This is a genomic window from Mesobacillus boroniphilus, from assembly GCF_018424685.1.
In the GTDB taxonomy this organism is placed as follows: Bacteria; Bacillota; Bacilli; order Bacillales; family Cytobacillaceae; genus Mesobacillus; species Mesobacillus boroniphilus_A.
The window spans coordinates 665071-688242 of the sequence record NZ_QTKX01000003.1 but is presented as its reverse complement, the minus strand read 5'-3'; the positions used below and the strand labels follow the sequence as shown (position 1 = coordinate 688242).

Here is a 23172-nt window from a genome sequence, read left to right as displayed (position 1 = left end):
TGCTTGTCTACCCTGTATGGTTAACGACGATAGGTTAAATACCGTTCATAATAAATGTCGATAAAATCTGGCGCAAAGGGACCCTTCCTTTGCCTGATCCAGCGCTTGAGCTTTTCAACATTATATTTCAATATCTTATCGATCACATCAGGGTATTGCATTTCTTTTCGATGGCGTTCATATTCATCTTCATCGAGCAGATTAAACGTCATATCTGGAAAAACTTTAATATCGAGATCATAGTCAATATATTTCAGCGCTTCTCCATCAAAAATAAATGGAGAACTAATATTGCAGTAATAATACACGCCATCTTCCCGAATCATGCCTATAACGTTAAACCATAGCTGCGAGTGGAAGTAACAGATTGCAGGCTCTCGCGTAATCCAAGTTCTGCCATCTGACTCAGTCACGACTGTCCGATCATTTCCGCCAATCACAAGATTTTGCGTTCCTTTTAAGACGGTAGTTTCTTCCCAGACTCGATGGATGTGCCCATTATGCTTATAACTATGGATTTGGACCGGTTCACCTTCTGTGGGTACGCCCATGTTCTTCTCCCCTACTTTCCTTTCCCGGAAACTTTGCAACCTATTAATGTATATTTATCTAAATTCTTCAAAACGACAAAAGGCAACAAAGAACGATTCCTATTTTTTATTATTATAACGGTTAAAGAGAGAATTTAAAACAAAAGAGCCACCGATTTCCTCGATCGCCCAATAAATTTGCTTAAATTTTTATAAAAATTCATTTATTTTATATTTCAGTTGATAATGGAAGAATCATTTTTTAACGATAGCTCATAGCAAGCTCTTGGTACGTATGGATAACTTCCTCAGTCTGCTTTTCAAACATCCGATGAATTTCCCTTAAATCATGCTTTTTTCGGTCAATTTCCATCCGAAGGTCCTCTAGTTCAGCACTTTGCTTAAGGGCATCCAGCTGCTTTTCAATCTCCTGACATCTTTCCAATTCAGACTGCAGATATAGAAGCTTTTCCATCGTTTGCATTTGTGTAGAAACCAACTCGTTAAATTTATCCATACTTTTCCACCGCCTGTAAAATTTATCTTCTAAATGTATTCTTGGGTGGAGACGGAATTCCTTTGACTAGTTATGTAGAGGAATTGGAAACTTTGTCGAATGGAGGATATTGAGTCTCGCTGGTGGTTGATCCTAAACTGGTTTGTGTTCCCTTTTGAGGATTGCCAGACAATTGGAAAAGGCACTCTACGAATTAGAGTGCCTTTCGTTTAGGTGATATTAGCTCTGTTGGCCAGAGTTTTGGCCTTTGCGAGCTTCAGCTTGCTGGTTTTGCTTGCGTACTTCTGCAGCGTTTGTTTCGCTAGCGAATTCAGCACCGTATTGGCCTTGTCCACCAGCTTGTTGAGCGTTTTGCTGCTTCACGTGCTGAATGTTTGTTCCAGCTTGAGTTTGGTTTGGTTGTTTTGCCATTGTTATCACCTCCACGAATAATAGATTATCCATCCGAGGAAGGTGCTATCCGACTATTTTATACCAAATTCATCCAAAAACATGATTCTTACACTAACAACGAGATACCGCCATCGACGATGAGTGTCTGGCCACGGATCATGCTGGATTCATCCTTCAGCAGGAACATGATGGCATTGATCATATCGTCGATTTCGACCATTCTTCCAGCAGGGGTTTTTTCTCTAGCCTCAGCCAGGAGGTCCTCTCTATTTGGGAAGTGTGTCAATGCTTCTGTATCGACAGCCCCTCCTGAAACGGCGTTGACAACGATATTTTTACGTGCTAACTCTACCGCTAGATAGCGTGTCAATGCTTCCAGAGCCGCCTTGGAAACCCCCACTGTTGTATAGTTTTCCAAGTATCGAATCGAGCCCAGCGAGCTGATGCTGACAATTTTACCTCCGCCATTCCTTTCCATCAGCTTCGCCGCCTCCTGTGCACAAAACAACAGCGCCTTACTATTGATGTTCATCGTCCAATCCCAATGAGATTCCTCAAGCTCCATTGCCGGTCGCAGTACGCCTGAGGCTGCATTGTTAACAAAGACATCAAGTCTTCCGAATTCCGTATCGATTTGTTCGAACATTGCTTTGATTTTGCTGACATCCCCGACATTCGCCTTAACGACAAGGACTTTCCTGCCAAGGGCTTCGATTTGCTCTGCAGTTTCCTGGGCTGCCTTTTTGCTGCGGGCATAATTGACGACGATGTCATACCCTTCTTTTGCGAGCTTGATGGCCGCAGCTTTTCCGATTCCTCGGCTGCTTCCGGTAATAAGTGCAACTTTTTGTGTCATCTCAAAATCCCTTTCTACAGTTCTTGCTAAAAAGCCGAACCTTAATTTTGTTTCATTTTAGCCCTTTCAGGTATATATGACAATAAGGATTTATTCCTTGTTCCATATTTTGAAAGCTGTGTGATAAAAACACCCAGTACTGAAAACACTATTCTTTAGGTTGATACTCTTTTGAAAGGATGATTCCTGATGTATGTAGGCCGTGATATGACTGAATTATCAATGATGCCCAAAACTGATTGGAAGGATAGCGAGCTTGCTTTCTTCCACCATTCTCTACAGCAAATGGTCCCTTACCTGAATGCCGAAGGCCAGACGATCCACAGGGAAATCGTTGAAGAAATCGAAAGCCGGGGCGGTTTGAACCGCGGTGAAGCCGATTACACACATGGAACGAAAGTAAGCTACGATTAATAAAAAAGCTCAAGCGCCTTGGTCAGCCCCGACAAGCGCTGCCCGCCTTAGAGCGCCATTGGCAGGACCGAAATCGAAAAGTATAGCCGACTGTCCAGAAACGCAGAAACTTGGAGACTCCGCCAAATAAGCGCTTTTTGCTTCTGCCGGCGGAGTTGAAGTTTCGGAGTTTCTAGGAGGCGACACTAGACAAGCGTCTCGAGGAGTTAGGAGCCGCAGCTAGACAAGCGACTCGAGCTGCTCAAAGCTAACGCTTCTCGCAAGATACTCGAGGAAGCACTCGCAGGGATGAAAACTGGCTAGGCGCTGGAGCTAGACATTAGTTTAAGTAAAGTAAGGCTGCTGCCTCCGATGGTTAGTCAGCCTTTTTATATTCCATATACTGCTTCAGCATTTTTTGGTATGGCACCGGAAATGCAAACTCCTCGATTTGCTGCTCGGTAACTAGTTTCAGCTGCGGCGTTTCTGAGATGTCGCCCTTAAATTGTCCGCTGAACACCTGTATGTTCCATACCAGATGCGAAAATACATGATTGATTTCCCCTATGGAATCACCTATCTTTGGTGTTAAGCCATAGGTCTCTTCGAAATGCTCAGACAACTGGTCTCTCTGTCTCTGGAAGTCGAGGCTCAACTCAACTGTCGGAAACTCCCACAAGTTTGCCAGCAAGCCGGTTTCAGGTCTTTTCCGTATAAGGATTCTTCCTTTATCGTCTTTAAAAATCCCGGCAGCAAGCTGGACATTTTTCTGTTTCTTCTTTTTTGTTTTTACAGGCAATTCATTTTGCACTCCTTCATGGAATGCCTCACAGTGTTCCCTGACCGGGCAAAGCAGGCAGGAAGGAGAGGTCGGGGTGCAAATAAGGGCTCCAAGCTCCATTACCGCCTGATTGAAAAAGGAGGGATTTTCGTGGGATATTAGCTCCCTGACCGCCGCTTCAAAAATTTTACGGGACGCAGGCTTCGCAATATCATCCCAAATCAGCAAAATACGGGATAAAACCCTCATGACGTTGCCATCGACAGCTGGTTCCGGCTTTCCATAAGCAATGCTCAGGATTGCTCCTGCCGTATATGGGCCGACACCTTTTAAAGAAGAAATCTCTGATGGTGAATCAGGGACTTTTCCACCGTATTTCTCATGAACTTCTCTTACAGCGGATTGTAAATTCCGGACCCGGGAATAATAACCGAGTCCTTCCCATGCTTTGAGCACCTTTTCTTCATCAGCATTCGCAAGCGCTTCTATCGTTGGAAAATTTTCCAAGAATCGATTAAAATAAGGGATGACAGTATCTACTCGTGTTTGTTGGAGCATGATCTCAGATACCCACACTTTGTAAGGATCCTGATCCTTTCTCCATGGCAGTTCACGCTGCTCACTAGTAAACCACCCTATTAAGTCATCCTGAAAGGATTTTATATCCATTTTATCTACACTTTTCTTGATGTTAGTTGCCACTTTTGTTCCTCCAGGTGTTAAACTTTCCGGAAATTTGGGAATATAATATTAACGCTTCTGCTTAATCGCCATGAAGCCCATTCGTTCCAATCCGCCAGGAACAAAGTCCTCAAGGATTCCAAAAACGGAATGGTTACGGGATAGCCGCATTTTTTTCAATGCATGGAAATGGGCTTCAGTCGGGACATAGAATGATTCAACGAAAAAATTCCGCTCTTCCGACTGGCTGCAGGAAAACATATCAGCTTCAAAATCGGGAAGCATTGTAGAGATCTTATCAATTGTCTCATGGTATTGGCTAAGCAAATTTTGTTTTACTTCATACTGGACGATCATCTGAATCAATTTATTCAGCTCCTTTATGTGATTCGCAAAGGGACTGATTGATACAGCCCTTTAAAAGTAAACTATTATTCGTTTTGTGACAAGGACTTTTAACTGCCAGGTGCTGGTTTAGTGTTACTGAATTTTTATGAAAAGGAGGCTGTTTCTATGGATACAGGAACCCATGTTGTGATGGGGTTCGCTCTTGGCGGGTTAGCTACGCTTGATCCTGCTGTAAGCGAAAGCACCGTTACTGGCTCAAGCGTTCTGATTGCTACACTTGTTGGCTCGCAAATCCCTGATATCGATACTGTATTGAAATTGAGGAATAATGCTGTCTATATACGGAATCACCGTGGCATTACCCATTCGATCCCAGCAGTCCTCCTGTGGCCGCTGCTTATTTCTGGGACAATCTACTTTTTCTACCCAGAAGCAAATTTGCTGCATTTATGGATTTGGACATTTATTGCTGTATTCCTTCATGTTTTTGTCGACATTTTCAATGCATATGGGACACAGGCATTGCGTCCTTTCTCGTCGAAATGGGTCGCTCTGGGGGTAATCAATACATTTGACCCGATTATTTTTGCGCTTCATGTCGTTGGTTTGTTTCTCTGGGCATTTGGATATCACCCTGGATATACATTTTTAACGATCTATGCAGTCCTGGTGTTCTACTATATTTATCGCTTCATCATGAAGCATCGTATCAGACGGGCAGTTGAAAATATTGTCCCGGATGCTACAGATATCATTATCGCCCCGACAATGAAATTCAATCATTGGCGGGTCGCGGTCATGAACAAGCACCAGTTCTTTGTCGGCCGTGGGCATAAGCACCATGTGAGAATTCTCGATCAATTCAATCGTGTACCAGTCCCGGAAACTCCAGTGCTGGAAGCAGCAAAGAAAGACAAGAACCTGTCAGCGTTCCTGTCCTTCTCACCTGTCTACCGCTGGGAATGCGATGAATATGATGACTATTACGAAGTCAGGTTCATTGACCTGCGCTATCGCAGCAACGGACACTATCCATTCGTCGCCGTCGTGAACCTCAGCAAGGACTTGGAAGTCCTAAGCTCGTACACCGGATGGATTTACAGCGAGGAAAAGCTAAGAAAGAAATTGGAGTTCCTTCCTGGAGAAGGATAAAACCGAGTGAATATGCGCTCGGTTTTTTTATATTCTGAGTGGGTGGATAGGAGTAGTTGATGTGGCCATACTTCTGGGTGGTGCCTCTTTTCGGGGGCTAGAACATTTCTGCGATCGAGACTCCTCGGTGCACTTCTTTTTAGGCGGAGCTTACCTTCTATTTGACCATAACTTTGATTCTCACTCCATTATGACTCGATTTGCATTTTATATTATTGCAAGGTCGTCCATGACAGAAAAAAATCCCCTTATTAAGAGGATTAAGTCTTTAGTGCGTATTTCCAGAATCCTGCTGATCCAATAAATGCTTATACTTTGGATTCCTGGCAACGAATTCATGCAGCTGTCCACCGTAATTTTCAATCCATTGACGGACGACTTTTTCAGTCATTTCGCTGCCCATATATTCATGTCCTGCTTTTGCGTAGGTGGACTCGAAGTCTCCCCACAAAAGCTCTACCCATGTCAATGCCTGTTCATAAGTGATGCCATTGTTTTTTTCCTTTAGCAGGCTGGCTAGCCTTTCATGAGTTTCTTGCATCGTAATCACCCTTTGCCAATTTTTAATGTAGTTATGAATGACTGTTCTTCCTCTAATACTATAAATGCGTGCAGCTATAAAGGCATACACGTAAATTCCACCCGTCACGGAGGGCTATATGCGAAATAAAGTAACCAACTTCCCAAACCAGAACAACAATAAGCTTGAGGGCGAACCTCGGGCAAAAGCTGAGTATGCTTCTAGAAGAGCTGATGGCACCATCAATACTCATCCTCAGGAGCGTATGTACGCATCCTCTCACCGTGAGGATGACACTTCAGCAGTTATCAAGGACCATTAAGAAGCTCTTGCTTACAAGAGGATCAATCGAGGTACATGTCTCCACTGGGTTCTGAAATGAATACGGACACAAAACCAGATACTTACATCTGGTTTTGTTCCAATTTTAACAAGAGAGAAATCGGCAGTGCTTCTTCTTTTCCATCTCCATTAAGGCGTTCGCCCCAAGCAAATACGCCATTCATATAATCAATTTTGAAAAAAGATCCCGGATCGCCATCAATAGCATAAATTTCGCCTGGCTTAAAATCATCAGGATTCAGCATATAGGACTTGGCCATAGCAATTTTTCGTTCATAAACGGCAAGTTCACTTACCATCCCCATCTGCTCTGATTTCCTTGCCTTATCCCGAAGACTGGCGATTTCCTGGTTCAATTCGTATTCATTCAACTCGCTGTAACGTTTTTCTCTAGCCATATATATTCACTCCTGGATTGTTCTCGCTTTTAACATACAAGCATTTACGTTATAACTGAATTATAGCATGTTATTTTAAGGAGGCTATCATGAAAGCGATCATTGTTACTGGAGCCGGTACCGGACTTGGGAGAGAACTCTCGTTGCTGTTGGCCAAGCAGGACTACCATCTGATTTTAACTGGAAGAACTGAGGATAAGCTAAATAACGTAAAAGCGCAGATCGAACAATCAGGCGGCAGCGCCACTGCTCTGGCACTCGATCTTCGCAACCTTGAGGATATAAAGGAAAAAGCTCTATTGATCAGCAAAAAGCATGAGATATACGGTCTCGTGAATAATGCAGGTCTCGGTCATTTCGGCCCGTTCTCCGAAACATCCGACATAGAAATTGAAGAGATGTTCCAGACGAACGTCTTCGGGACAATCCAAATGACGAAAGCGATTCTTCCTTACCTGGAATTGAATAATGCTGGTCTGATCCTTAACATCGTATCAACCGCAGGCCTTCGCGGTAAAAAGAATGAGGCAATCTACTGCTCCAGCAAATTTGCAGTCAGAGGCTTCACTGAAAGCCTGCAAAAGGAGTACGATGGAACAGGAATCCGTTTCGTCGCTGCCTATATGGGAGGCATGAACACCCCATTCTGGGATGAAAGCGAACATGTAGCTGACCCATCAAGACTTCGCTCCCCCGCTGGAGTGGCGGAAATCATCATCGAAAATCTCGAAAAAGACGAAATTGTTATAGAATCCAAAAAATCATGACATTGTCATGATTTTTTTATTCCTCATTTTCTTTTTCAGAAATGAATTCATCAATCATTTCCATTGGAAACCCTTTACGGTACAACGCCATTTTCAGCTTTTGCCTATATTCACGTTCTGGCACTTTACTGTATTTATTGTGCAGCTTCTCCCCCTGAATCCTTAATGCGTCCATCTCATCGTCTTCTTCTTTCTCCACTTTTGTTTCATCCAGGGCAGCCCGGATGATCGCGAAGGAATATCCTTTACGCTGAAGCATCTGCTCTATCTTCTGTTTAAGAATTCTTGAAGAATCCTTCTTATTCTTTTGTGCATATTTATCACTAAGTTTAATCGCTTTTTCCAGCTGTTCATCGAACGAAACCTCTTCTGCTACCTTAGAGATCAGATCTGGAGATATCCCTTTATTCTTTAATTCCATTTTAATGACCTCGGCTCCCTTGTCCGTCGTATTGAGCTGGGTTCGGACAAATGCATTGGCAAACTCCTCGTCATTCAGGAATTTGTATTCATATAATTTATGGATTGCTTCTTTTATGACTGGTTCAGCAATTTCTTTTTTTATCAGGTATTCACGTACTTCAGCTTCAGACCTCATGCGGTGTGCTAAATAATTGATCGCTGTATTATAAGCTTTGCGGATGTCATCCTGGAAAAGCATTTCTGTTACTGAAAAGTCATCGAGCTCCATCCCTTTTTTCAGGTTGTGCTTAATCAGTATATCTTCATCAACGCTGAAGGCATACTCTTCCCCTCGTCCGCTGTCGGTAAAAATGCTGTATCGTTCTTTATTATGTTTTTGGACGGAAATCTTTGTGATCACTGGCATGTGATTTTCACCTCTAATGAAACTTTAACACATTCAAAGGAGGTTTATCATATTAAAAGAAGTACTATATTAATATGAGGATTTCTTGAGGAGGATTATGATGAAGATAGCGATAACTGGAGGAACAGGACTTGTTGGCAAGGTCCTAAGCCGTCATTTGATACAGGCAGGCCACCAAGTATATATATTAACTCGGAATTCAGATGGATCACAAAGCAGTAACCCTAAGTATATCCAATGGCTCAACCCTGGAGACAGACCTGAAAAGGAAGTCGAAGGCATAGATGCTATTGTCAATCTTGCTGGCGCGACGATCAATAGCAAATGGACGGATGAGTATAAACAGAAAATTATTGATAGCCGATTGCAGGCAACTGCTGAGGTCAAAAGAATAATTGAAATAATGCCGATAAAGCCTTCTGTTTTAGTTAATGCAAGTGCTGTAGGGTATTATGGCACATCTTTAAGCAAAGAGTTTACAGAACAATCAAATAAAGGCAGCGACTTCCTAGCCGACACAGTCGATCAATGGGAGGCTTCAGCCGCCCAGGTTCATGAAATAGGAGTTCGACCTGTACTTTGCCGCTTTGGCGTCATACTTGATAACACTGCTGGTGCCCTGCCGAGGATGGTCCTTCCCTATAAATTTTTTGCTGGAGGAAAAATTGGTTCCGGTAAGCAATGGCTTTCATGGATTCATATAGAGGATGTGGTACGAGGAATCATTTTCGCAATCGAAAATACTAAAGTGATCGGCCCTGTTAATTTCACAGCCCCCTACCCGGTCAAGATGGAGCAATTCGGAGAAACCTTGTCCCGGGTCATTAATCGTCCTCATTGGATGCCTGTGCCTTCATTTGCGCTAAAAATACTGCTGGGAGAAATGAGCATTCTTGTATTGGAAGGGCAACGTGCGATTCCAGAAAAACTCCTCAACGCAGGTTTTGCATTCAGGTATCCTGAACTTTTTGAGGCTCTCAAAGAAATTTTCGGCAAATAAAGCTGTTTAATCCCTTTCAACAAGGAAATACTGGTAATGTATATCACTTTGAAAGGGTGGACAACCAATGGAAAAGAAGAAACGCGATAAGATGAAAAGCAATTTATCAAGCATGCAGGAAGTTACATACAGCCATGAATTCAAGAAGGCCGACAGAGCTGCCGGTTATACAAATGGAAAGAGATAATTAGCATTAATCATCTCTTTATTGCGGAACATAAAAGTACGGAAATGATTATATTTCCGTACTTTTATCCTGAAAGGGGTTTTTTCGAATGGGTCGTTCGCATGGACATAAAACACGTGACCGTAACAAAGCTTCGCTTCCTCAGGTTCCTAAAAATATGAAATCTGATGGAATCGACGTGGAATTCAACCGCGAGCTTGCCGATCAGGCTGATCTTGAAGCGCTGGCACGATCAAGGGCAGCAGATGGACGAGCAAAAAACCGAAAATAACCCTAAATAAAAGAGAAAGCAGAATCCATACAGGATTCTGCTTTCTCTTTTAAAGGGAAGGGGAATATATCAACAGTTAGCATCGGGATTTATATTGTGAATGTTTTCACTAACTTTTGATATCTTTACTATACACTCTCCCCCCAACTTACTCAATGGCTTTCACGAATTGTTCAAAAATAAATATGACTCACAGTTATCAACATAAGTGTGGACAATGTTAATAACTCCTCATATCGCTTACTATTATTGGATTTTTATCATACAATTTTTCCAAGCCTTTTTTGTGGATAATGTGGATAAGTCTGTGGAGCACTCGAAAAATAGTGTTTTTTCTTGTTGGTAAGTATGGTGATAAATAATCGCTATTAATATTACCCTTTTTCCAAATGCTCCAAACCATTATTCATTATGTCAGGGCCAAATAATTTACATTAATAAATCAAATACTAATTTTAATTGGAAGCTGCATTTTAACAATACGGAGGGATCATTGATGGCAAGAAGGAATAAAATACTTGTACCTGAAGCTAGAATGGCATTGGATGACTTGAAGGCGCAGGTTGCGGGAACAATGAAAGCGGAGGACGCCAAATACGAGACAGCCAAAGAGATTGGCGTTCCCTTAAACAAGGGTTATAACGGAAACATTTCAACACGGGAAGCTGGTAAAGTTGGAGGCAGACTGGGAGGAAACATGGTTCGTGAACTCGTTAAAATGGCACAAGAAAATCTGCGTAAGCAGTAAGGATTTTAACAATTTGTAAAAACGATTGACATCTGCTGGAAAATAACATATAATAATAAAGCTTCGCCAAAAAAGAAGTAACTTGAAACACAACAAATTATTATGTAAACAATTAATGGCGTTCTGCTTTTATTTTTAGGTAACAACTTATTCACACTGGATCGGCTTCGGAGCCGTAAGGATACAAGAGAGGTAGGGCTTGTGTCGTTTAGGTTAAAAAATGGTCAAGTGGAATTTTGTACCGCGGCAAAAAGTTTATAATGGATGATTTTTATAAATCTTGTGGAGTAGCAAGTTACTTAAAAGCGAACCGAATTCCGGTTCGCTTTTTCTAATGCGTGTTTATTTCCGGAAAACTACTTTTAAATTGCGTCATTCATCTGGTCCTGATCAGGTTTTTCAGCTCGTTCCTTCTTGAACGTCGGCAGGATTATAGTGACCTCTGTCCCCACTCCTCTTTCGCTCTTGAATGAAATAGCTCCGCCCATAGCCTCAATGATTTTTATCGAAACAGAGGTTCCAAGCCCTGTACCTTTGTCTTTAGTTGTATAAAATAATGTACCAAGTCTGGCGATTTGCGCACTATCCATTCCTTTTCCCGTATCCGAAATCACTACATATGATTCATTACCTGCTGAAGCCTGGCTGATGTTGACTTCCCCGCCATCATCCGTAGCCTCGATCGCGTTCTTTATAATATTCACAAGAGCTTGTTTCAGCTGGTTCCGATCCGTTTTTACACATATCCCCCATTCGAGCTGAACATTCACCTGGACCCCTTCCTTTGCAGCTAAAGCCTCTAAAAGCAATGTGACATCAGCGATGATTTCTGCCAGCTCAGCATCCTCCTTTTTTTCAAATTGGGGCTTTGCGAAATTTAAATAATCATTTATGATTGATTCCGCCCTGCCAAGTTCGGCCAGGACGAGGCTCAAATAATAATAATTATCCCCTTTTTCTTGCTTATGCATCATTTGCAGGAATCCTTTTACCACTGTTAACGGATTCCGGATTTCGTGGGCGATTGATGCAGCTAGTTCACCCAGTGTATTCAGTTTTTCTGCGCGCAGGATTTCTTTTCTCATTAGATCCTTCTCAACCAAGGACTCATTCAGAATCGCAGCAACCCATACGGCGAAAATCTGTATTAAGCCAAAAATCGCTACATTCATCATAATTTGATTTGTATCTTCAGCTGTTGCATCATTTATGAAAATATTGGCCACAAGAATCAGCAGCATTGAAAGTGAAGGCCATAAACCAACTAGAACTGCTGTCCTAATTCTCTTCTTTGCATCGAAGGTCCAAAATTTCTTCATGAATATGAATGGAATAAGCGCTGCCAGAAAACCGCTGGCATACCCAAGCAGAAGATCCCCGCCCATAAATGTCCTCGTTGCCAGATAGGAGAACAAGACCATAGCACCCGCTATCGGTCCACCATATAGAAAGGCCAATACCAATGGAACATAACGAAGATCCCAATACAAACCGCCTTCCTCAAATGAAAACACTAGAGACAGAAACACAGCAATACTTTGGAGGACACCGCACAAGTAAGGAGATTTCCCAACCCTTTTATTATCAAAAAGTACACTATGAATAAAGATTGGCAGAAGGATAATTAATACATTTAATAAAAGCTTCTCGATGAGCATTTTATCTTCTCCATTCGAAGAGGTTTTAAAATACACTTTTCTTGCGCAGAGAATGCCTCTGTTCAAGTGGTTCGCTTTCTCCTTTAAGGAATACGACAAACTTTTCATGAATCCTCTATTCCCCGGGAAATTTGTCATATTTTACAGGGAAGATTGTCTCCATGCATCGCTCCGCTTTTTCCAGAAAAAAAAGGAAGCCCTGAGGCTCCCTAATAATTCATTAACATTTTCTTTTCCAACTGGCTCGTATAAAGATTATGATAAAAACCTTCTTGTACCAACAGTTCGTCATGGCTGCCTTTTTCAATGATTTGGCCATTTTCAATGACGATAATCTGGTCTGCGCTTTTAATCGTATTCAACCGATGGGCGATGATGAAGCTTGTTCTTCCCTTCAGCAGATGCTGGAGTGCTTCCTGGATTTTAAGCTCTGTAATCGTATCAATACTGCTTGTTGCTTCATCGAGAATCAAAATTGATGGGTCAGCCAGGATGGCTCTCGCGATGGACAACAGCTGTTTTTGCCCCTGGCTGATGCCGGCATCATCCTGGCTCAACACGGTATCGTACCCTACTGGCAACCGTTGGATAAAGGAATGGGCATTCGCTGCCTTTGCAGCCTGCTCTACTTCCTCATCTGTTGCGTCCAGTCTGCCGTAACGGATATTTTCTCTTATGCTGCCCTGGAAAAGGAATGAATCCTGGAGGACAAATCCCATTTGTGTACGCAAGCTTTCACGAGTGATTTTTTTACTGTCATATCCGTCAATTAAAATCAAGCCTTCATCTGGTTCATAAAATCGTGAAATCAAGTTGATGATCGTGGACTTTCCGGCGCCTGTAGGTCCAACCAAAGCAACACTCTGGCCAGGTTCAGCCTTGAATTTCAAATCAGATACTGTATCACCGCCTTTTTCATATGAAAAAGAAACATCCTTGAACTCTATCTTACCCTTGATGTTATGAAGGGGGGCGGCTTCTTTCTCATCGACCGCCTCTTCTTCCGTATCAATGATATCAAAAACCCTGTCAGCCCCTGCTACTGCAGAAAGCAATGTATTAAACTGGTTCGACAGGTCATTCAGCGGTCTTGTGAACTGCCTGGAGTATTCAGTAAAAATAACGATTGTCCCAATCGATACGTACCCTCTAAGAGCAAAGTAACCGCCAACTGCAGCCACAATGGTGAAGCTCAGGTTATTGAGCATATTCATTAGTTTCGGAATGAAACCCGTAAAGGTCTGAGCCCAATAACCGGACTCCTTCAACTGCTTATTTTTTTTACGGAATTCTTCAATAACTTTCGTTTCCTGTGAGAAGGATTTAATGATCTTCTGGCCAGATATCGTTTCTTCAATATACCCATTCATTTCTCCAAGCCGGCGCTGCTGTTCTTTATACAGCCTCCCTGTCCGGCTCGTTATCCACTTCATCCCCATGAACATCAGCGGCACAATGATCATCGTGACCAGGGTGAGCAAGGGGCTCAGCCAAATCATGACGACGAGAGTTCCTACCAGGGTAAGCACGCTAGAAAAAATTTGGATAACTGAAGAATTCAGTGTTACGCTGACATTCTCAATATCATTGGTTACCCTGCTCATCAATTCACCATGCTGACGTTTGTTGAAGAAATCAATCGACAGCTTATGGAAATGGGTGAAAAGCTGTTTCCTCATTGTATAGACTGTCTTTTGGGCAATCCCGATCATCCAGTAGCTCTGGAGCCATAAGGAGATGGAGTGCATCCCATACACAACACCAAGACCAACTAACAGCCAGATGAATCCATCAGTGGACTCTGTTGCAAAATACTCGTCAATTCCCCATCCAATCAGGAATGGTCCTAATAAGCCAAAGGCAGAACTCGCCACAACCATTAATAGAACAAGGATCAGCAGGCGCCGCTGGTCTGCAAGGTATGACCAAATTCTCTTAACCGTCGGTACAATTCCCCTCGCAGTATTATTTCCTTTTTGGTCTGTTTTCCTTTCTTTTTGCTTTTTTAACACTCTGCCTTCACCTCCCCGAATTGGGATTCGTAAATAGCCTGATAAAGGGAAGAATGCTTCAACAGGTACTCATGGTCTCCGGACCCAATTAAGGAACCATCTTCAAGCAACAGGATTTTATCTGCTTCCTTAGCAGTGCTTATTTTTTGGGTAATGATGACTGTTGTGCATTTATATTTGCTTATCGAATCTAACAGCTTTGCTTCCGTTTTTAAATCAAGCGCACTTGTGCTGTCATCTAGCAACAGGATTCTTGGATTTTTGATTAGAGCCCTCGCAATGGATAGTCGCTGTTTCTGACCGCCAGACAAATTGACGCCTTTTTGCCCCAGAAGTGTATCATACCGATCTGGAAGTTTTTTGATCGTTTCATGGATTTGGGCATGAGATGCGGCCTTAACCATTTCCTCATAGGTCGCATTCTCTTTACCCCATGCCAGATTTTCCTTGATAGAACCTGTGAACAGTAAAGCCTCCTGGGGGACGTAGCCAATCCCTTCTCTGAGACTTTTCAGTTTAAAGTCCTTGATGCTTCGTCCGTCGATGCGGATTTCCCCTCTGGTTACATCATATAACCGGGGAATAAGCTGGAACATCGATGTTTTCCCGGCACCAGTAGCCCCAAGTACAGCCACGGTTTCACCAGGCGCAATGGAGAAGGATAGATTTTGGAGGATTGGGATATTGGTGTTCGGAAACTGAAATGATACATTGTCAAATTCAATTTCCCCTTTAGTAATCCCATACTCTTTACTGCTTTCTATTGTATCTTCCAGATCGATTTCCTCATTCAGCACATCAGTCACACGCTCAGCAGACGCCCGGGCACGGGAGAATACCATGATAATCCATGAAAACATCGAAAATGCAGTGGTGATTCTGGCTGCATAATTGACAATCGCAACCACATCACCGACCGAGACAGCTCCAGTTTGGACTTCTATTTTTCCGAACCAAAGGACAGCGATGACACTCAGATTCATGAAAAGCAGGAGGACTGGTATCGTTACCTCGGTGACCCTTAAAGCAAACACGGTTTTATCCTTGAGATTATTGTTCGCATTTTCAAATCTTGTACCTTCATAGCCACCTCTGGCAAATGCCTTGATAAGCCTCATACCGACAAGGTTTTCCCTCATGACACCGTTCACTTTGTCGAGGCGCTTTTGCACACTTTTAAACAAGCCTGCCGCCTTAGTCATAATCCATATCAGGAAAATCAAAAGAGGCGGGATAATAACGACAAATGCAAGCGACAATTTCACATGAACAAACATAGCCATAACGATTCCGCCAATGACCAACAATGGAGCGCGCATCGCAATCCTCAGACTCATAAAAAAGGTATTTTGCAGCTGTGTCACGTCATTGGTAATCCTCGTGATCAAAGAAGAGGAAGGAAAGTTACTGAAGTTTGTAAAGGAAAAAGCCTGGACCTTGGCGAAAAGCTTCTCCCGCAAATCGTAGCCAAAACTTTGGCCTGCATGGGCAGCAATAAATGAATTTGTGATTCCGGATGCAAAAGCAAGGAATGAAATCCCCAGCATGACCCCGCCCCATTTAATGACAGTATCCAGGTCCCTGGCGATAATTCCATCATCGATGATTTTAGCCATCAAGAGCGGCTGCACAAGTTCAACCGCAAGTTCGACGAGCATCAAGCTCAGCGCAGCCGCAATCGGGATGCGATATGGTTTTACAAATGAAAATATACTCATGAAGATAAGACCTCCGTTGAAGCGACCTATAACTATTTCGACTTTCGAATTTTATATCTACTATCATACCTCTTTTGGTGAATTTTTTGAATTGAAAGAGAATAATTTTATTTTGCCTTTTGGTCGTTAAATTGTGTTATAAAAATCCTTAGCAATTTTACAACTAAAAAAGCAGCATCGCCTATTAAGACGATGCTGCTTTAAATATATTTTTTCATGAGTTCTGCACCAGATGATCCTTCAACTGGTCCCTTAGAGCGCGTTTCAGGAACTTCCCTACTGAGGTCTTAGGGATCTCTTCCATGAATACAACATCATCCGGCAGCCACCACTTGGCGAACTGCGGGGCGATAAATTCTAGTATTTCCTGCTTGTCGACCTTGCCTCTATATTGTTCCTTCAGTACGACGCAAGCAATCGGACGTTCCTGCCATTGCTGGTGTGGAACGGCAACGACACTCGCCTCGAATACAGCCTCATGAGCCATCAGGGCGTTCTCAAGATCGACCGATGAGATCCATTCTCCGCCGCTCTTAATCAAGTCCTTCGTACGGTCGACCAGCTTGATGACGCCTTCTTCATCAACAGTGGCCACATCCCCAGTGTACAGCCAGCCATCGCGGAATGCATCTGCCGAACGTTCATCCTTGTAATATTCATCCGCAATCCACGGGCCCCGCAATAATAGTTCTCCCATTTCCTCGCCATCCCACTTCACTTCACCATTTCCGCCGATGACTTTCATTTCTAGTCCTGGGACAAGGAGTCCTTGCTTAGAGCGGATGTCTAAAATTTCATCTTCTTCCAATCCTACCTGGTAGCTCTTCAGACGTGATACCGTTGCCAGCGGAGTGGTCTCGGTCATGCCGTATGCGTGCAGGAATGGAATTTTGTATTTTGTTTCAAACGCTTTGATCATGCCTCGCGGCGCAGCAGAACCACCACAGACAATCGATCTTAGTGAAGAGGTATCATAGCTTCCTTTTTCAAGCTCATTCAGCAAGCCAAGCCAAATCGTCGGCACTCCTGCGGTGAAGGTGACTTTTTCCTGTTCGATAAGATCAGCTAGCAGCTTAGGCGTGAACAGTGGTCCAGGCAGCACCTGAGTCGAGCCGAACCATGTCGCTGCGAATGGCAGACCCCATGCATTGGCATGGAACATTGGGACCACAGGCAGGACGACATCGGTTTCAGAAAGTGCTGCCGTATCCGCCAACCCGAAAGCGAAGCTATGGAGAACGATGCCTCTGTGAGAATAAACAACGCCCTTCGGATTCCCAGTTGTTGCCGATGTGTAGCACATCCCAGCTGGATCATTTTCATCTAGATCTTTCACGAATTCAAATTCCGGACTACCCTCGCGAAGAAGTTCCTCATAGGAATAGACTGGCTCCAATGTTGTTTCCGGCAGTTCATCCTTGTCGGTCATGATGATGTATGCCTCTACCGTTTTAAATTGATCCTTGCTCCGCTCAATCAGCGGCACCAGGTCTTCATCGACAAGCAACACCTTATCTTCTGCATGATTGATAATGTAAGAGACATGTTCTGGTGACAGTCGGATGTTAATTGTATGAAGCACTGCCCCCATCCCCGGAGCGGCGAAGTAGACTTCAAGATGGCGATGGTGATTCCAGGCAAAGGTGCCGACCCTGTCCCCCTTTTCCACACCCAGCTTTTCAAGCGCACTGGCAAGCCTGCGGGTCCGCTCGCCAATCTCCTTGTAAGTGAACCGGTGAATACCTGATAGTGTCCTGGACACCACCTGCTTTTTCGGGAAAAACTTTTCCGCTCTTTCCAATAGCGATCCTACTGTCAATGGAACATTCATCATACCGACATTTCCCCTTCCGCTTTTAAAAATAGAAATCTTCTTTTATTTGCTGCTTTTAATACTAAGCCAATCTTGTAAAATCTCTTCTGTCTGTTCTCCTTTTCTTGGCGGAACCGCTCCCTCTTGTGTTGGCAAATCTACATGCATTTTAATCTGGCCTTCTGACATTACAAAATCCTTTTCGCTCCAATATGGATAGTTAGCCAGCTCTCCTGCCTCAAGTACAGGTGTAAGGCAGCAGTCGACCTTCATGCCGAAATCTGCCCACTGTGAGAGTGACTTGCTTTTAAACAGATCAACAAGCTCAAGGTAAACAGAATTTGAGTTTTCCGGCCTGGAATAATGCGCTGGCAGCCAATCCTCCCGGCCGACAGCACTGCAAAAATTGCGCCAAAACTTTGGCTCAAGAGCTCCAAGGCTGACATAACGGCCATCCATCGTTTCGTACAGGCCATATCCAATCACAGTACCGTTCAACACGGAAACGCCATTTTGGTAACCTGTTTCTTTTTCAATCATGACATGGTTTGCCATCAAAGAAGCCATATTGTCAGCAATGGAAATGCAGTGATAGCTTCCCTCCCCGGTTTTCCCACGAGCTACTAATGCGGCAAGGATTCGCTCACTAGCCGCCATCCCCCCAATATAGTCAGAAAACGTATGGGTTGGATGAATAGGTCTGCCTTCGCTGTCCTTCATCTGAGCCAAAGCACCACTCAAGCTCATGTAATTCAAATCATGGCTGCCCAGGCTGCTCATATCTCCGTACCTGCCGTATCCCGTCACCGAGCAATAGACGATTCCAGGATTAGTCCTTTTTACCGCTTCATAACCGAGGCCGAGCTTATCCATGACTCCCGGCCTGAAGCTCTCAACAACCACATCCGCCCTCGCAAGTAAGTCAAGAGCGAGCATCTTTCCTTCTGCCTGCTTCAGATTGATGACAATACTCTTCTTGCCGCGGTTATGCGCATTGAATACATATCCTCCCCCTGTATTCCTTGCTGGGTCTCCCTCGGGTGCTTCGACTTTGACAACCTCAGCCCCGAGTTCAGCCAGCCTCAGCGTCGCAAAAGGTCCAGGGATATAATTGGTGAAGTCTAATATTTTAATTCCGTCTAACATGATAAAAATCCCTTTCCTTTACGTCGGCTGCCCTTTTGAAAACATTTCATCCATTTGCTTTCTAAGCATGAATTTCTGGATCTTGCCGCTCGCATTCCTAGGAAGTGCATCCACAAACAGGTATTTGCGCGGGCGTTTGTAGTTTGCCAGGCTGTCACTGTTTTTGCACCATCCATCCAATTCCTCTTCTGTTACCTGTGGATCTTTTTTCACGACAAAAGCCGTTACCGTTTCACCCCAGCGGTCATCCGGCTGGCCGACGATCGCAACATCAAGCACACCTTCATGGGCATGGAGAACGTCTTCTACCTCACGAGGATAGATGTTTTCACCGCCGCTGATGATCATGTCATCTACCCTGTCTTTCACCCAGAGATACCCCTCTTCATCCAGGTAGCCAATATCCCCTGAATGGTACCAGCCTTTATACATCGCTTTTTCAGAAGCCTCTTCACGATTGAAGTAGCCTGACATCATGCATGGTCCCTGGACGATGATTTCCCCGCTTTCGCGTGACGGAAGGACGTCGTCCGGATCGGAAGGGCCATCCTCATTCGGGCGGACAATCCTGATTTCATGGTTAAGGCAAGCCTGGCCTGCAGCACCTGCTTTTGTCAGTTGGTCATCCTCAGAAAGGAAGGTGATCGCAGGACCCATTTCCGTCATTCCATACGCCTGGACTAGCTTGATGCCCAGCTTATCATGACAGGCATGGACAAGAGATGGCGCCATAGGGGCTGCTCCATAAAGGCCGAGCTTCAGACTTGCAATGTTATAGTCTTCTAGATTCTCCTGTAAAAGCATGTTCCACATTGTTGGTGCCGCAAAAAACTTCGTGATTTTTTCCGAATCAATCAGTTCAAGCACTTTCTTTGGTGCGAATTGGTGGAGGATAACATTGCTGCCGCCAACATGGATTCTTGGCAGGAACGCACAATGCAGTTCAGCACAGTGGAACATCGGCGCAGTCACGAGACCTACATCATTTGCATCCAGTTTGGTTGAACTGACAACGATCAAGCTCTGCTCGACCATATTGCGGTGCTTGTGCATAACTCCTTTAGGCCTGCCGGTTGTCCCGCTTGTGTACATGATCGCGTAAAGGTCGTTTTCGTCCACTTCAATCTCAACAGGCTTCGTTTCAGCAGCTTGAACTTTTTCATGGTAGCTTTGAGCATACTCTGGTGTATCTTCGTCGATGTACCAGAAAGCGATATGCGGGAATCGCTTTTCAATGGCGGCGATGACTGGCTCTACGGCCTTTTCAAAGAGAACAACCTTTGGCTCGGCATCACCCAGGATAAAGGCGACCTCCTCTCCCATCAGCCGGAAATTGATTGGATTGAAGACTGCTCCGATTTTCGCACAGGCGAAAAACGCAGTACCCAACTCTTCGGTATTAAACGTGAATGTAGAAACTCGGTCGCCTTTCTTCACTCCTTCAGCAAGGAGGGCATTGGCAAGCCTGTTCACTTCATCATTCCATTCACTATAAGTAAAGCGGACATTTCTGCGGACATCATAGAGGGCTTCCTTGTTCGGGAATTTCATTACGGTCAGGTCAAAAATTTTGCCGATCGTCGTGCTCATTTGCATTCCTCCTAAATAAAATGTCGTTTTTATGCTTTACAGAGTAGTTGTATATAGTAGTGCCATTGGAGACCTGTTTTTCTCTTTTTTGCAATTTTCGGGCGCCAATAGCCCTTATTGGTGACCTGTTTTTCTCACTTCTGTTGTTTTCGGGCGCCATTGAGTGTTAGGAATCTTTTAATCCAGACGTTCAATAATAGTGGCGTTTGCCATTCCGTGCCCTTCGCACATCGTCTGCAGGCCGTAGCGGCCGCCGGTCCGTTCAAGTTCGTGCAGCATCGAAATCATCAGGCGGGCGCCGCTCGCTCCAAGAGGATGTCCAAGCGCGATGGCGCCGCCATTCGGATTGAGTTTTGCTGGATCCGCTCCAGTTTCCTTCAGCCATGCCATCGGTACAGGCGCGAATGCTTCATTCACTTCGAAGACATCAATATCCTCCAGCTTCAAGCCGGCTTTTTTGAGGACTTTTTCCGTTGCCGGAATTGGACCTGTCAGCATCAGCGTCGGGTCTGAACCTACCACAACTCTGGTGTGAACCTTGAAGCGCGGTTTCAATCCTAGCTCCTCGGCTTTTTCACGGCTCATCAAAAGCAGGGCACCGGCACCGTCACTGATCTGGCTCGAGTTCCCGGCATGGATGGCACCATCCTCTTTAAAGACCGTTTTCAACCCGCCCAAAACTTCAGGCGTGGTTCCTTCGCGAGGTCCTGAATCCTCCGTCATCAAAGTCGTTTCACCATTTTCAAGGGTGACCTCTAGCGGCATGATTTCTTTTTTAAAATAACCTTCTGCTTGTGCCTTCAAAGCTCGGCGATGGCTTTCTGCAGAGAATTCATCAAGGTCGCGGCGGGTAAAGCCGTACTTCTCCGCAATCCGTTCCGCGGATAGGCCCTGATGGATCATCTCGTATTGTTCTCTTAATTTAGGGCTAAAAGGGTTAGCGTCCTGGTAATTCGAACCCATTGGAACACGTGTCATATTCTCAACGCCGCCGGCAATGACGACATCCATGTCCCCCGCAAGGATCGCCTGGGCAGCAAAATGAACTGCCTGCTGGCTTGACCCGCATTGACGGTCAATCGTTGTTCCTGGTACTTCAATCGGAAAGCCTGCAGTCAAAGCAGCTACCCTGGCAATATCCCCGGCCTGTTCACCTGACTGTGTCACACAGCCCAGGATGACATCTTCAACAAGCCCTGCATCGATTCCAGCCCGCTTCACAACCTCTTTTAAAACTCCTGCAGCCAGCTCATCCGGCCGGATATCCTTCAATAAACCTTTTCTTCTGCCAACAGGTGTCCTGACGGCTTCGACGATTACAACTTCACGCATGTTCATCTTCCTTTCTGTGAATCTTTGTCTACAATCCTAGGTTTTTAGCAATGATGGTTTTCATGATTTCGTTCGTTCCGGCGTAAATACTGGCAACCGGGATATCACGGAATCTCCTCGCAATCTCGTATTCTTCCATATATCCATAACCGCCATGGAGCTGCATGCATTCCGCGGCGATTTTCTTCGCGCTGTCTGTCAGCTTCCACTTTGCCATCGATACTTTTGTGACAACATCCTTGCCCTCGATATGCTCAGCAATCAGCTGGTCAAGGAAAGCTCTGCCCATTTCGATTTCTGTCGCCATCTCAACAATCTTGAATTGCGTATTCTGGAACTTGCTGACTGGCTTGCCAAATGCTTCTCGACTTTTCACATACTCGATTGTCTGCTTCAGCATGACCTCAGATGCTGTTTGCGCGGCAATCGCAACAAGCAGGCGTTCCTGCTGGAGTTTTTCCATTAAGTAAAGGAATCCCTTACCTTCCTCACCTAGCAGGTTTTCCTTTGGGACCCGGCAATCTTCGAAAATAAGCTCTGCCGTATCCTGACAGTGCAGCCCCACCTTATTCAGCTTCCTCCCTCGTGATAAACCTGGTGTATCCCGCTCAATTACAAGCAAGCTGACACCTTTATGCTTCGGGTTCGCTTTCGGATCGGTCTTGCAGGCTACAACAATCAAATCAGACTGGATCCCGTTGGTGATGAAGGTTTTTTGTCCATTTACAATATAGTGGTCGCCATCAAGGATCGCGGTTGTCTGTATGTTCGCCAGATCCGAACCGGTCCCTGGCTCTGTCATCGCGATCGCAGTAACGATTTCACCTGTCGTACATTTTGGCAGCCAGCGTTTTTTCTGCTCCTCTGTTCCATATGCAGTTATATACGGAACTACGATGTCATTATGCAACCCTACGCCAACCAGGCCTGAGCCGACCCGCTCGAGCTCTTCATTGATGACCACCGCGAATCCCCAGTCGACTTCACTGCCGCCGTATTCCTCATCGATATCAGGGCAAAGATAACCCTGCTCGCCCATTTTCTCCCAGAATGACCGTGGGATCATCCGCTCTTCCTCCCACTGGTCATAGAACGGATAAGCTTCCTTCTCTAAAAACTTCCTTAGTGACCTGCGAAAAATTTCATGGTCATCTGTTAAATAAGGGTGTTTCATATTTGTCTCTCCCCTT

At 44.5% G+C, this 23172-nt stretch carries 25 protein-coding genes; 8 read left to right on the top strand and 17 right to left on the bottom strand.

Going from position 1 to position 23172, the window contains the following annotated elements; genetic code table 11:
- Window positions 1-20 precede the first annotated feature (20 nt).
- The 4 genes from ntdP to fabL form a co-directional block, all read right to left on the bottom strand.
- Window positions 21-551, bottom strand: a complete 531-nt coding sequence (gene ntdP / locus DYI25_RS20685; RefSeq protein WP_167834545.1) for a nucleoside tri-diphosphate phosphatase — start codon at window positions 549-551, stop codon at window positions 21-23.
- 241 nt (window positions 552-792) lie between these two features.
- Complete coding sequence (locus DYI25_RS20680) at window positions 793-1047, bottom strand: YgaB family protein (protein ID WP_213372431.1); 255 nt, start codon at window positions 1045-1047, stop codon at window positions 793-795.
- Between the two features lie 219 nt (window positions 1048-1266).
- Window positions 1267-1458, bottom strand: coding sequence for a gamma-type small acid-soluble spore protein (locus tag DYI25_RS20675; protein WP_213372429.1), 192 nt, complete (start codon window positions 1456-1458; stop codon window positions 1267-1269).
- An 88-nt stretch (window positions 1459-1546) separates the two neighbouring features.
- A complete protein-coding gene (fabL, locus tag DYI25_RS20670; protein WP_213372427.1) occupies window positions 1547-2296 on the bottom strand; it encodes an enoyl-[acyl-carrier-protein] reductase FabL in 750 nt (249 codons plus the stop codon).
- Between the two features lie 189 nt (window positions 2297-2485).
- On the opposite strand from fabL, the gene DYI25_RS20665 reads away from it, so the two are divergent.
- The gene (locus DYI25_RS20665) at window positions 2486-2710 is read left to right on the top strand and encodes a hypothetical protein (RefSeq protein ID WP_023625558.1); all 225 of its coding nucleotides are present in this window, start codon (window positions 2486-2488) and stop codon (window positions 2708-2710) included.
- 355 nt (window positions 2711-3065) lie between these two features.
- Here DYI25_RS20665 and mutY read toward each other — a convergent pair whose 3' ends face one another.
- Together mutY and DYI25_RS20655 are read right to left on the bottom strand one after the other, a co-directional pair.
- Window positions 3066-4139 (bottom strand): A/G-specific adenine glycosylase, encoded by a 1074-nt coding sequence (gene mutY / locus DYI25_RS20660; protein WP_213372563.1) that lies wholly within the window; start codon window positions 4137-4139, stop codon window positions 3066-3068.
- An 81-nt stretch (window positions 4140-4220) separates the two neighbouring features.
- The gene (locus DYI25_RS20655) at window positions 4221-4517 is read right to left on the bottom strand and encodes a hypothetical protein (RefSeq protein ID WP_213372425.1); all 297 of its coding nucleotides are present in this window, start codon (window positions 4515-4517) and stop codon (window positions 4221-4223) included.
- A 147-nt stretch (window positions 4518-4664) separates the two neighbouring features.
- Here DYI25_RS20655 and DYI25_RS20650 point away from each other — a divergent pair, with 147 nt between their 5' ends.
- Window positions 4665-5651: a metal-dependent hydrolase gene (locus DYI25_RS20650; RefSeq protein ID WP_213372423.1), complete on the top strand. Its 987-nt coding sequence runs from the start codon at window positions 4665-4667 to the stop codon at window positions 5649-5651.
- Window positions 5652-5919: 268 nt separating this feature from the next.
- Here DYI25_RS20650 and DYI25_RS20645 read toward each other — a convergent pair whose 3' ends face one another.
- Window positions 5920-6192 carry a YfhJ family protein gene (locus DYI25_RS20645; RefSeq protein ID WP_213372421.1) on the bottom strand — a complete coding sequence of 91 codons (273 nt, stop codon included), beginning with the start codon at window positions 6190-6192 and terminating at the stop codon, window positions 5920-5922.
- A 118-nt stretch (window positions 6193-6310) separates the two neighbouring features.
- On the opposite strand from DYI25_RS20645, the gene DYI25_RS20640 reads away from it, so the two are divergent.
- Window positions 6311-6493, top strand: a complete 183-nt coding sequence (locus DYI25_RS20640; protein WP_023625563.1) for a small, acid-soluble spore protein K — start codon at window positions 6311-6313, stop codon at window positions 6491-6493.
- An 82-nt stretch (window positions 6494-6575) separates the two neighbouring features.
- On the opposite strand, the gene DYI25_RS20635 is transcribed toward DYI25_RS20640, so the two are convergent.
- Window positions 6576-6911 carry a YfhH family protein gene (locus DYI25_RS20635; protein ID WP_213372419.1) on the bottom strand — a complete coding sequence of 112 codons (336 nt, stop codon included), beginning with the start codon at window positions 6909-6911 and terminating at the stop codon, window positions 6576-6578.
- 89 nt (window positions 6912-7000) lie between these two features.
- Here DYI25_RS20635 and DYI25_RS20630 point away from each other — a divergent pair, with 89 nt between their 5' ends.
- Window positions 7001-7678, top strand: coding sequence for an SDR family NAD(P)-dependent oxidoreductase (locus tag DYI25_RS20630; RefSeq protein WP_213372417.1), 678 nt, complete (start codon window positions 7001-7003; stop codon window positions 7676-7678).
- Window positions 7679-7694: 16 nt separating this feature from the next.
- On the opposite strand, the gene recX is transcribed toward DYI25_RS20630, so the two are convergent.
- Window positions 7695-8507: a recombination regulator RecX gene (gene recX, locus DYI25_RS20625; RefSeq protein WP_213372415.1), complete on the bottom strand. Its 813-nt coding sequence runs from the start codon at window positions 8505-8507 to the stop codon at window positions 7695-7697.
- Between the two features lie 100 nt (window positions 8508-8607).
- Between recX and DYI25_RS20620 the strand changes: the two genes are divergently transcribed.
- The 4 genes from DYI25_RS20620 to DYI25_RS20605 all read left to right on the top strand — a co-directional run bounded on the left by DYI25_RS20620 (window position 8608) and on the right by DYI25_RS20605 (window position 10713).
- On the top strand, window positions 8608-9507 hold the full coding sequence (locus DYI25_RS20620) for a TIGR01777 family oxidoreductase (protein WP_213372413.1): 900 nt from the start codon (window positions 8608-8610) through the stop codon (window positions 9505-9507).
- Window positions 9508-9574: 67 nt separating this feature from the next.
- Window positions 9575-9694 (top strand): YfhE family protein, encoded by a 120-nt coding sequence (locus tag DYI25_RS20615; protein ID WP_213372411.1) that lies wholly within the window; start codon window positions 9575-9577, stop codon window positions 9692-9694.
- Window positions 9695-9782: 88 nt separating this feature from the next.
- The gene (locus tag DYI25_RS20610) at window positions 9783-9965 is read left to right on the top strand and encodes a YfhD family protein (protein ID WP_213372409.1); all 183 of its coding nucleotides are present in this window, start codon (window positions 9783-9785) and stop codon (window positions 9963-9965) included.
- 496 nt (window positions 9966-10461) lie between these two features.
- On the top strand, window positions 10462-10713 hold the full coding sequence (locus DYI25_RS20605; protein ID WP_213372407.1) for an alpha/beta-type small acid-soluble spore protein: 252 nt from the start codon (window positions 10462-10464) through the stop codon (window positions 10711-10713).
- 362 nt (window positions 10714-11075) lie between these two features.
- Here DYI25_RS20605 and DYI25_RS20600 read toward each other — a convergent pair whose 3' ends face one another.
- The 8 genes from DYI25_RS20600 to DYI25_RS20565 all read right to left on the bottom strand — a co-directional run bounded on the left by DYI25_RS20600 (window position 11076) and on the right by DYI25_RS20565 (window position 23156).
- On the bottom strand, window positions 11076-12479 hold the full coding sequence (locus DYI25_RS20600) for an ATP-binding protein (RefSeq protein ID WP_249745566.1): 1404 nt from the start codon (window positions 12477-12479) through the stop codon (window positions 11076-11078).
- 101 nt (window positions 12480-12580) lie between these two features.
- Window positions 12581-14383, bottom strand: coding sequence for an ABC transporter ATP-binding protein (locus tag DYI25_RS20595; RefSeq protein ID WP_342032546.1), 1803 nt, complete (start codon window positions 14381-14383; stop codon window positions 12581-12583).
- Window positions 14377-16101 (bottom strand): ABC transporter ATP-binding protein, encoded by a 1725-nt coding sequence (locus tag DYI25_RS20590; protein ID WP_213372405.1) that lies wholly within the window; start codon window positions 16099-16101, stop codon window positions 14377-14379. The genes DYI25_RS20595 and DYI25_RS20590 overlap by 7 nt, the downstream gene beginning before the upstream one ends.
- A gap of 214 nt (window positions 16102-16315) precedes the next feature.
- Window positions 16316-17935 carry a long-chain fatty acid--CoA ligase gene (locus DYI25_RS20585; RefSeq protein WP_213372403.1) on the bottom strand — a complete coding sequence of 540 codons (1620 nt, stop codon included), beginning with the start codon at window positions 17933-17935 and terminating at the stop codon, window positions 16316-16318.
- Window positions 17936-17977: 42 nt separating this feature from the next.
- Window positions 17978-19060: a CaiB/BaiF CoA transferase family protein gene (locus DYI25_RS20580; protein ID WP_213372401.1), complete on the bottom strand. Its 1083-nt coding sequence runs from the start codon at window positions 19058-19060 to the stop codon at window positions 17978-17980.
- 18 nt (window positions 19061-19078) lie between these two features.
- Entirely contained in the window at window positions 19079-20650 is a 1572-nt protein-coding gene (locus tag DYI25_RS20575) for a fatty acid--CoA ligase (protein WP_213372399.1), read from the bottom strand.
- A 177-nt stretch (window positions 20651-20827) separates the two neighbouring features.
- Window positions 20828-21982, bottom strand: coding sequence for a thiolase family protein (locus DYI25_RS20570; RefSeq protein ID WP_213372397.1), 1155 nt, complete (start codon window positions 21980-21982; stop codon window positions 20828-20830).
- 28 nt (window positions 21983-22010) lie between these two features.
- Window positions 22011-23156 carry an acyl-CoA dehydrogenase family protein gene (locus DYI25_RS20565; protein ID WP_213372395.1) on the bottom strand — a complete coding sequence of 382 codons (1146 nt, stop codon included), beginning with the start codon at window positions 23154-23156 and terminating at the stop codon, window positions 22011-22013.
- Window positions 23157-23172 lie beyond the last annotated feature (16 nt).

Bases quoted from the DNA above. Each gene is read 5' to 3' on its own strand.
- ntdP (WP_167834545.1), bottom strand. From the start codon at position 551: ATGGGCGTACCCACAGAAGGTGAACCGGTCCAAATCCATAGTTATAAG.
- DYI25_RS20680 (WP_213372431.1), bottom strand. From the start codon at position 1,047: ATGGATAAATTTAACGAGTTGGTTTCTACACAAATGCAAACGATGGAA.
- DYI25_RS20675 (WP_213372429.1), bottom strand. From the start codon at position 1,458: ATGGCAAAACAACCAAACCAAACTCAAGCTGGAACAAACATTCAGCAC.
- fabL (WP_213372427.1), bottom strand. From the start codon at position 2,296: ATGACACAAAAAGTTGCACTTATTACCGGAAGCAGCCGAGGAATCGGA.
- DYI25_RS20665 (WP_023625558.1), top strand. From the start codon at position 2,486: ATGTATGTAGGCCGTGATATGACTGAATTATCAATGATGCCCAAAACT.
- mutY (WP_213372563.1), bottom strand. From the start codon at position 4,139: ATGGATATAAAATCCTTTCAGGATGACTTAATAGGGTGGTTTACTAGT.
- DYI25_RS20650 (WP_213372423.1), top strand. From the start codon at position 4,665: ATGGATACAGGAACCCATGTTGTGATGGGGTTCGCTCTTGGCGGGTTA.
- DYI25_RS20645 (WP_213372421.1), bottom strand. From the start codon at position 6,192: ATGCAAGAAACTCATGAAAGGCTAGCCAGCCTGCTAAAGGAAAAAAAC.
- DYI25_RS20640 (WP_023625563.1), top strand. From the start codon at position 6,311: ATGCGAAATAAAGTAACCAACTTCCCAAACCAGAACAACAATAAGCTT.
- DYI25_RS20635 (WP_213372419.1), bottom strand. From the start codon at position 6,911: ATGGCTAGAGAAAAACGTTACAGCGAGTTGAATGAATACGAATTGAAC.
- DYI25_RS20630 (WP_213372417.1), top strand. From the start codon at position 7,001: ATGAAAGCGATCATTGTTACTGGAGCCGGTACCGGACTTGGGAGAGAA.
- recX (WP_213372415.1), bottom strand. From the start codon at position 8,507: ATGCCAGTGATCACAAAGATTTCCGTCCAAAAACATAATAAAGAACGA.
- DYI25_RS20620 (WP_213372413.1), top strand. From the start codon at position 8,608: ATGAAGATAGCGATAACTGGAGGAACAGGACTTGTTGGCAAGGTCCTA.
- DYI25_RS20615 (WP_213372411.1), top strand. From the start codon at position 9,575: ATGGAAAAGAAGAAACGCGATAAGATGAAAAGCAATTTATCAAGCATG.
- DYI25_RS20610 (WP_213372409.1), top strand. From the start codon at position 9,783: ATGGGTCGTTCGCATGGACATAAAACACGTGACCGTAACAAAGCTTCG.
- DYI25_RS20605 (WP_213372407.1), top strand. From the start codon at position 10,462: ATGGCAAGAAGGAATAAAATACTTGTACCTGAAGCTAGAATGGCATTG.
- DYI25_RS20600 (WP_249745566.1), bottom strand. From the start codon at position 12,479: ATGAAAAGTTTGTCGTATTCCTTAAAGGAGAAAGCGAACCACTTGAAC.
- DYI25_RS20590 (WP_213372405.1), bottom strand. From the start codon at position 16,101: ATGAGTATATTTTCATTTGTAAAACCATATCGCATCCCGATTGCGGCT.
- DYI25_RS20585 (WP_213372403.1), bottom strand. From the start codon at position 17,935: ATGATGAATGTTCCATTGACAGTAGGATCGCTATTGGAAAGAGCGGAA.
- DYI25_RS20580 (WP_213372401.1), bottom strand. From the start codon at position 19,060: ATGTTAGACGGAATTAAAATATTAGACTTCACCAATTATATCCCTGGA.
- DYI25_RS20575 (WP_213372399.1), bottom strand. From the start codon at position 20,650: ATGAGCACGACGATCGGCAAAATTTTTGACCTGACCGTAATGAAATTC.
- DYI25_RS20570 (WP_213372397.1), bottom strand. From the start codon at position 21,982: ATGCGTGAAGTTGTAATCGTCGAAGCCGTCAGGACACCTGTTGGCAGA.
- DYI25_RS20565 (WP_213372395.1), bottom strand. From the start codon at position 23,156: ATGAAACACCCTTATTTAACAGATGACCATGAAATTTTTCGCAGGTCA.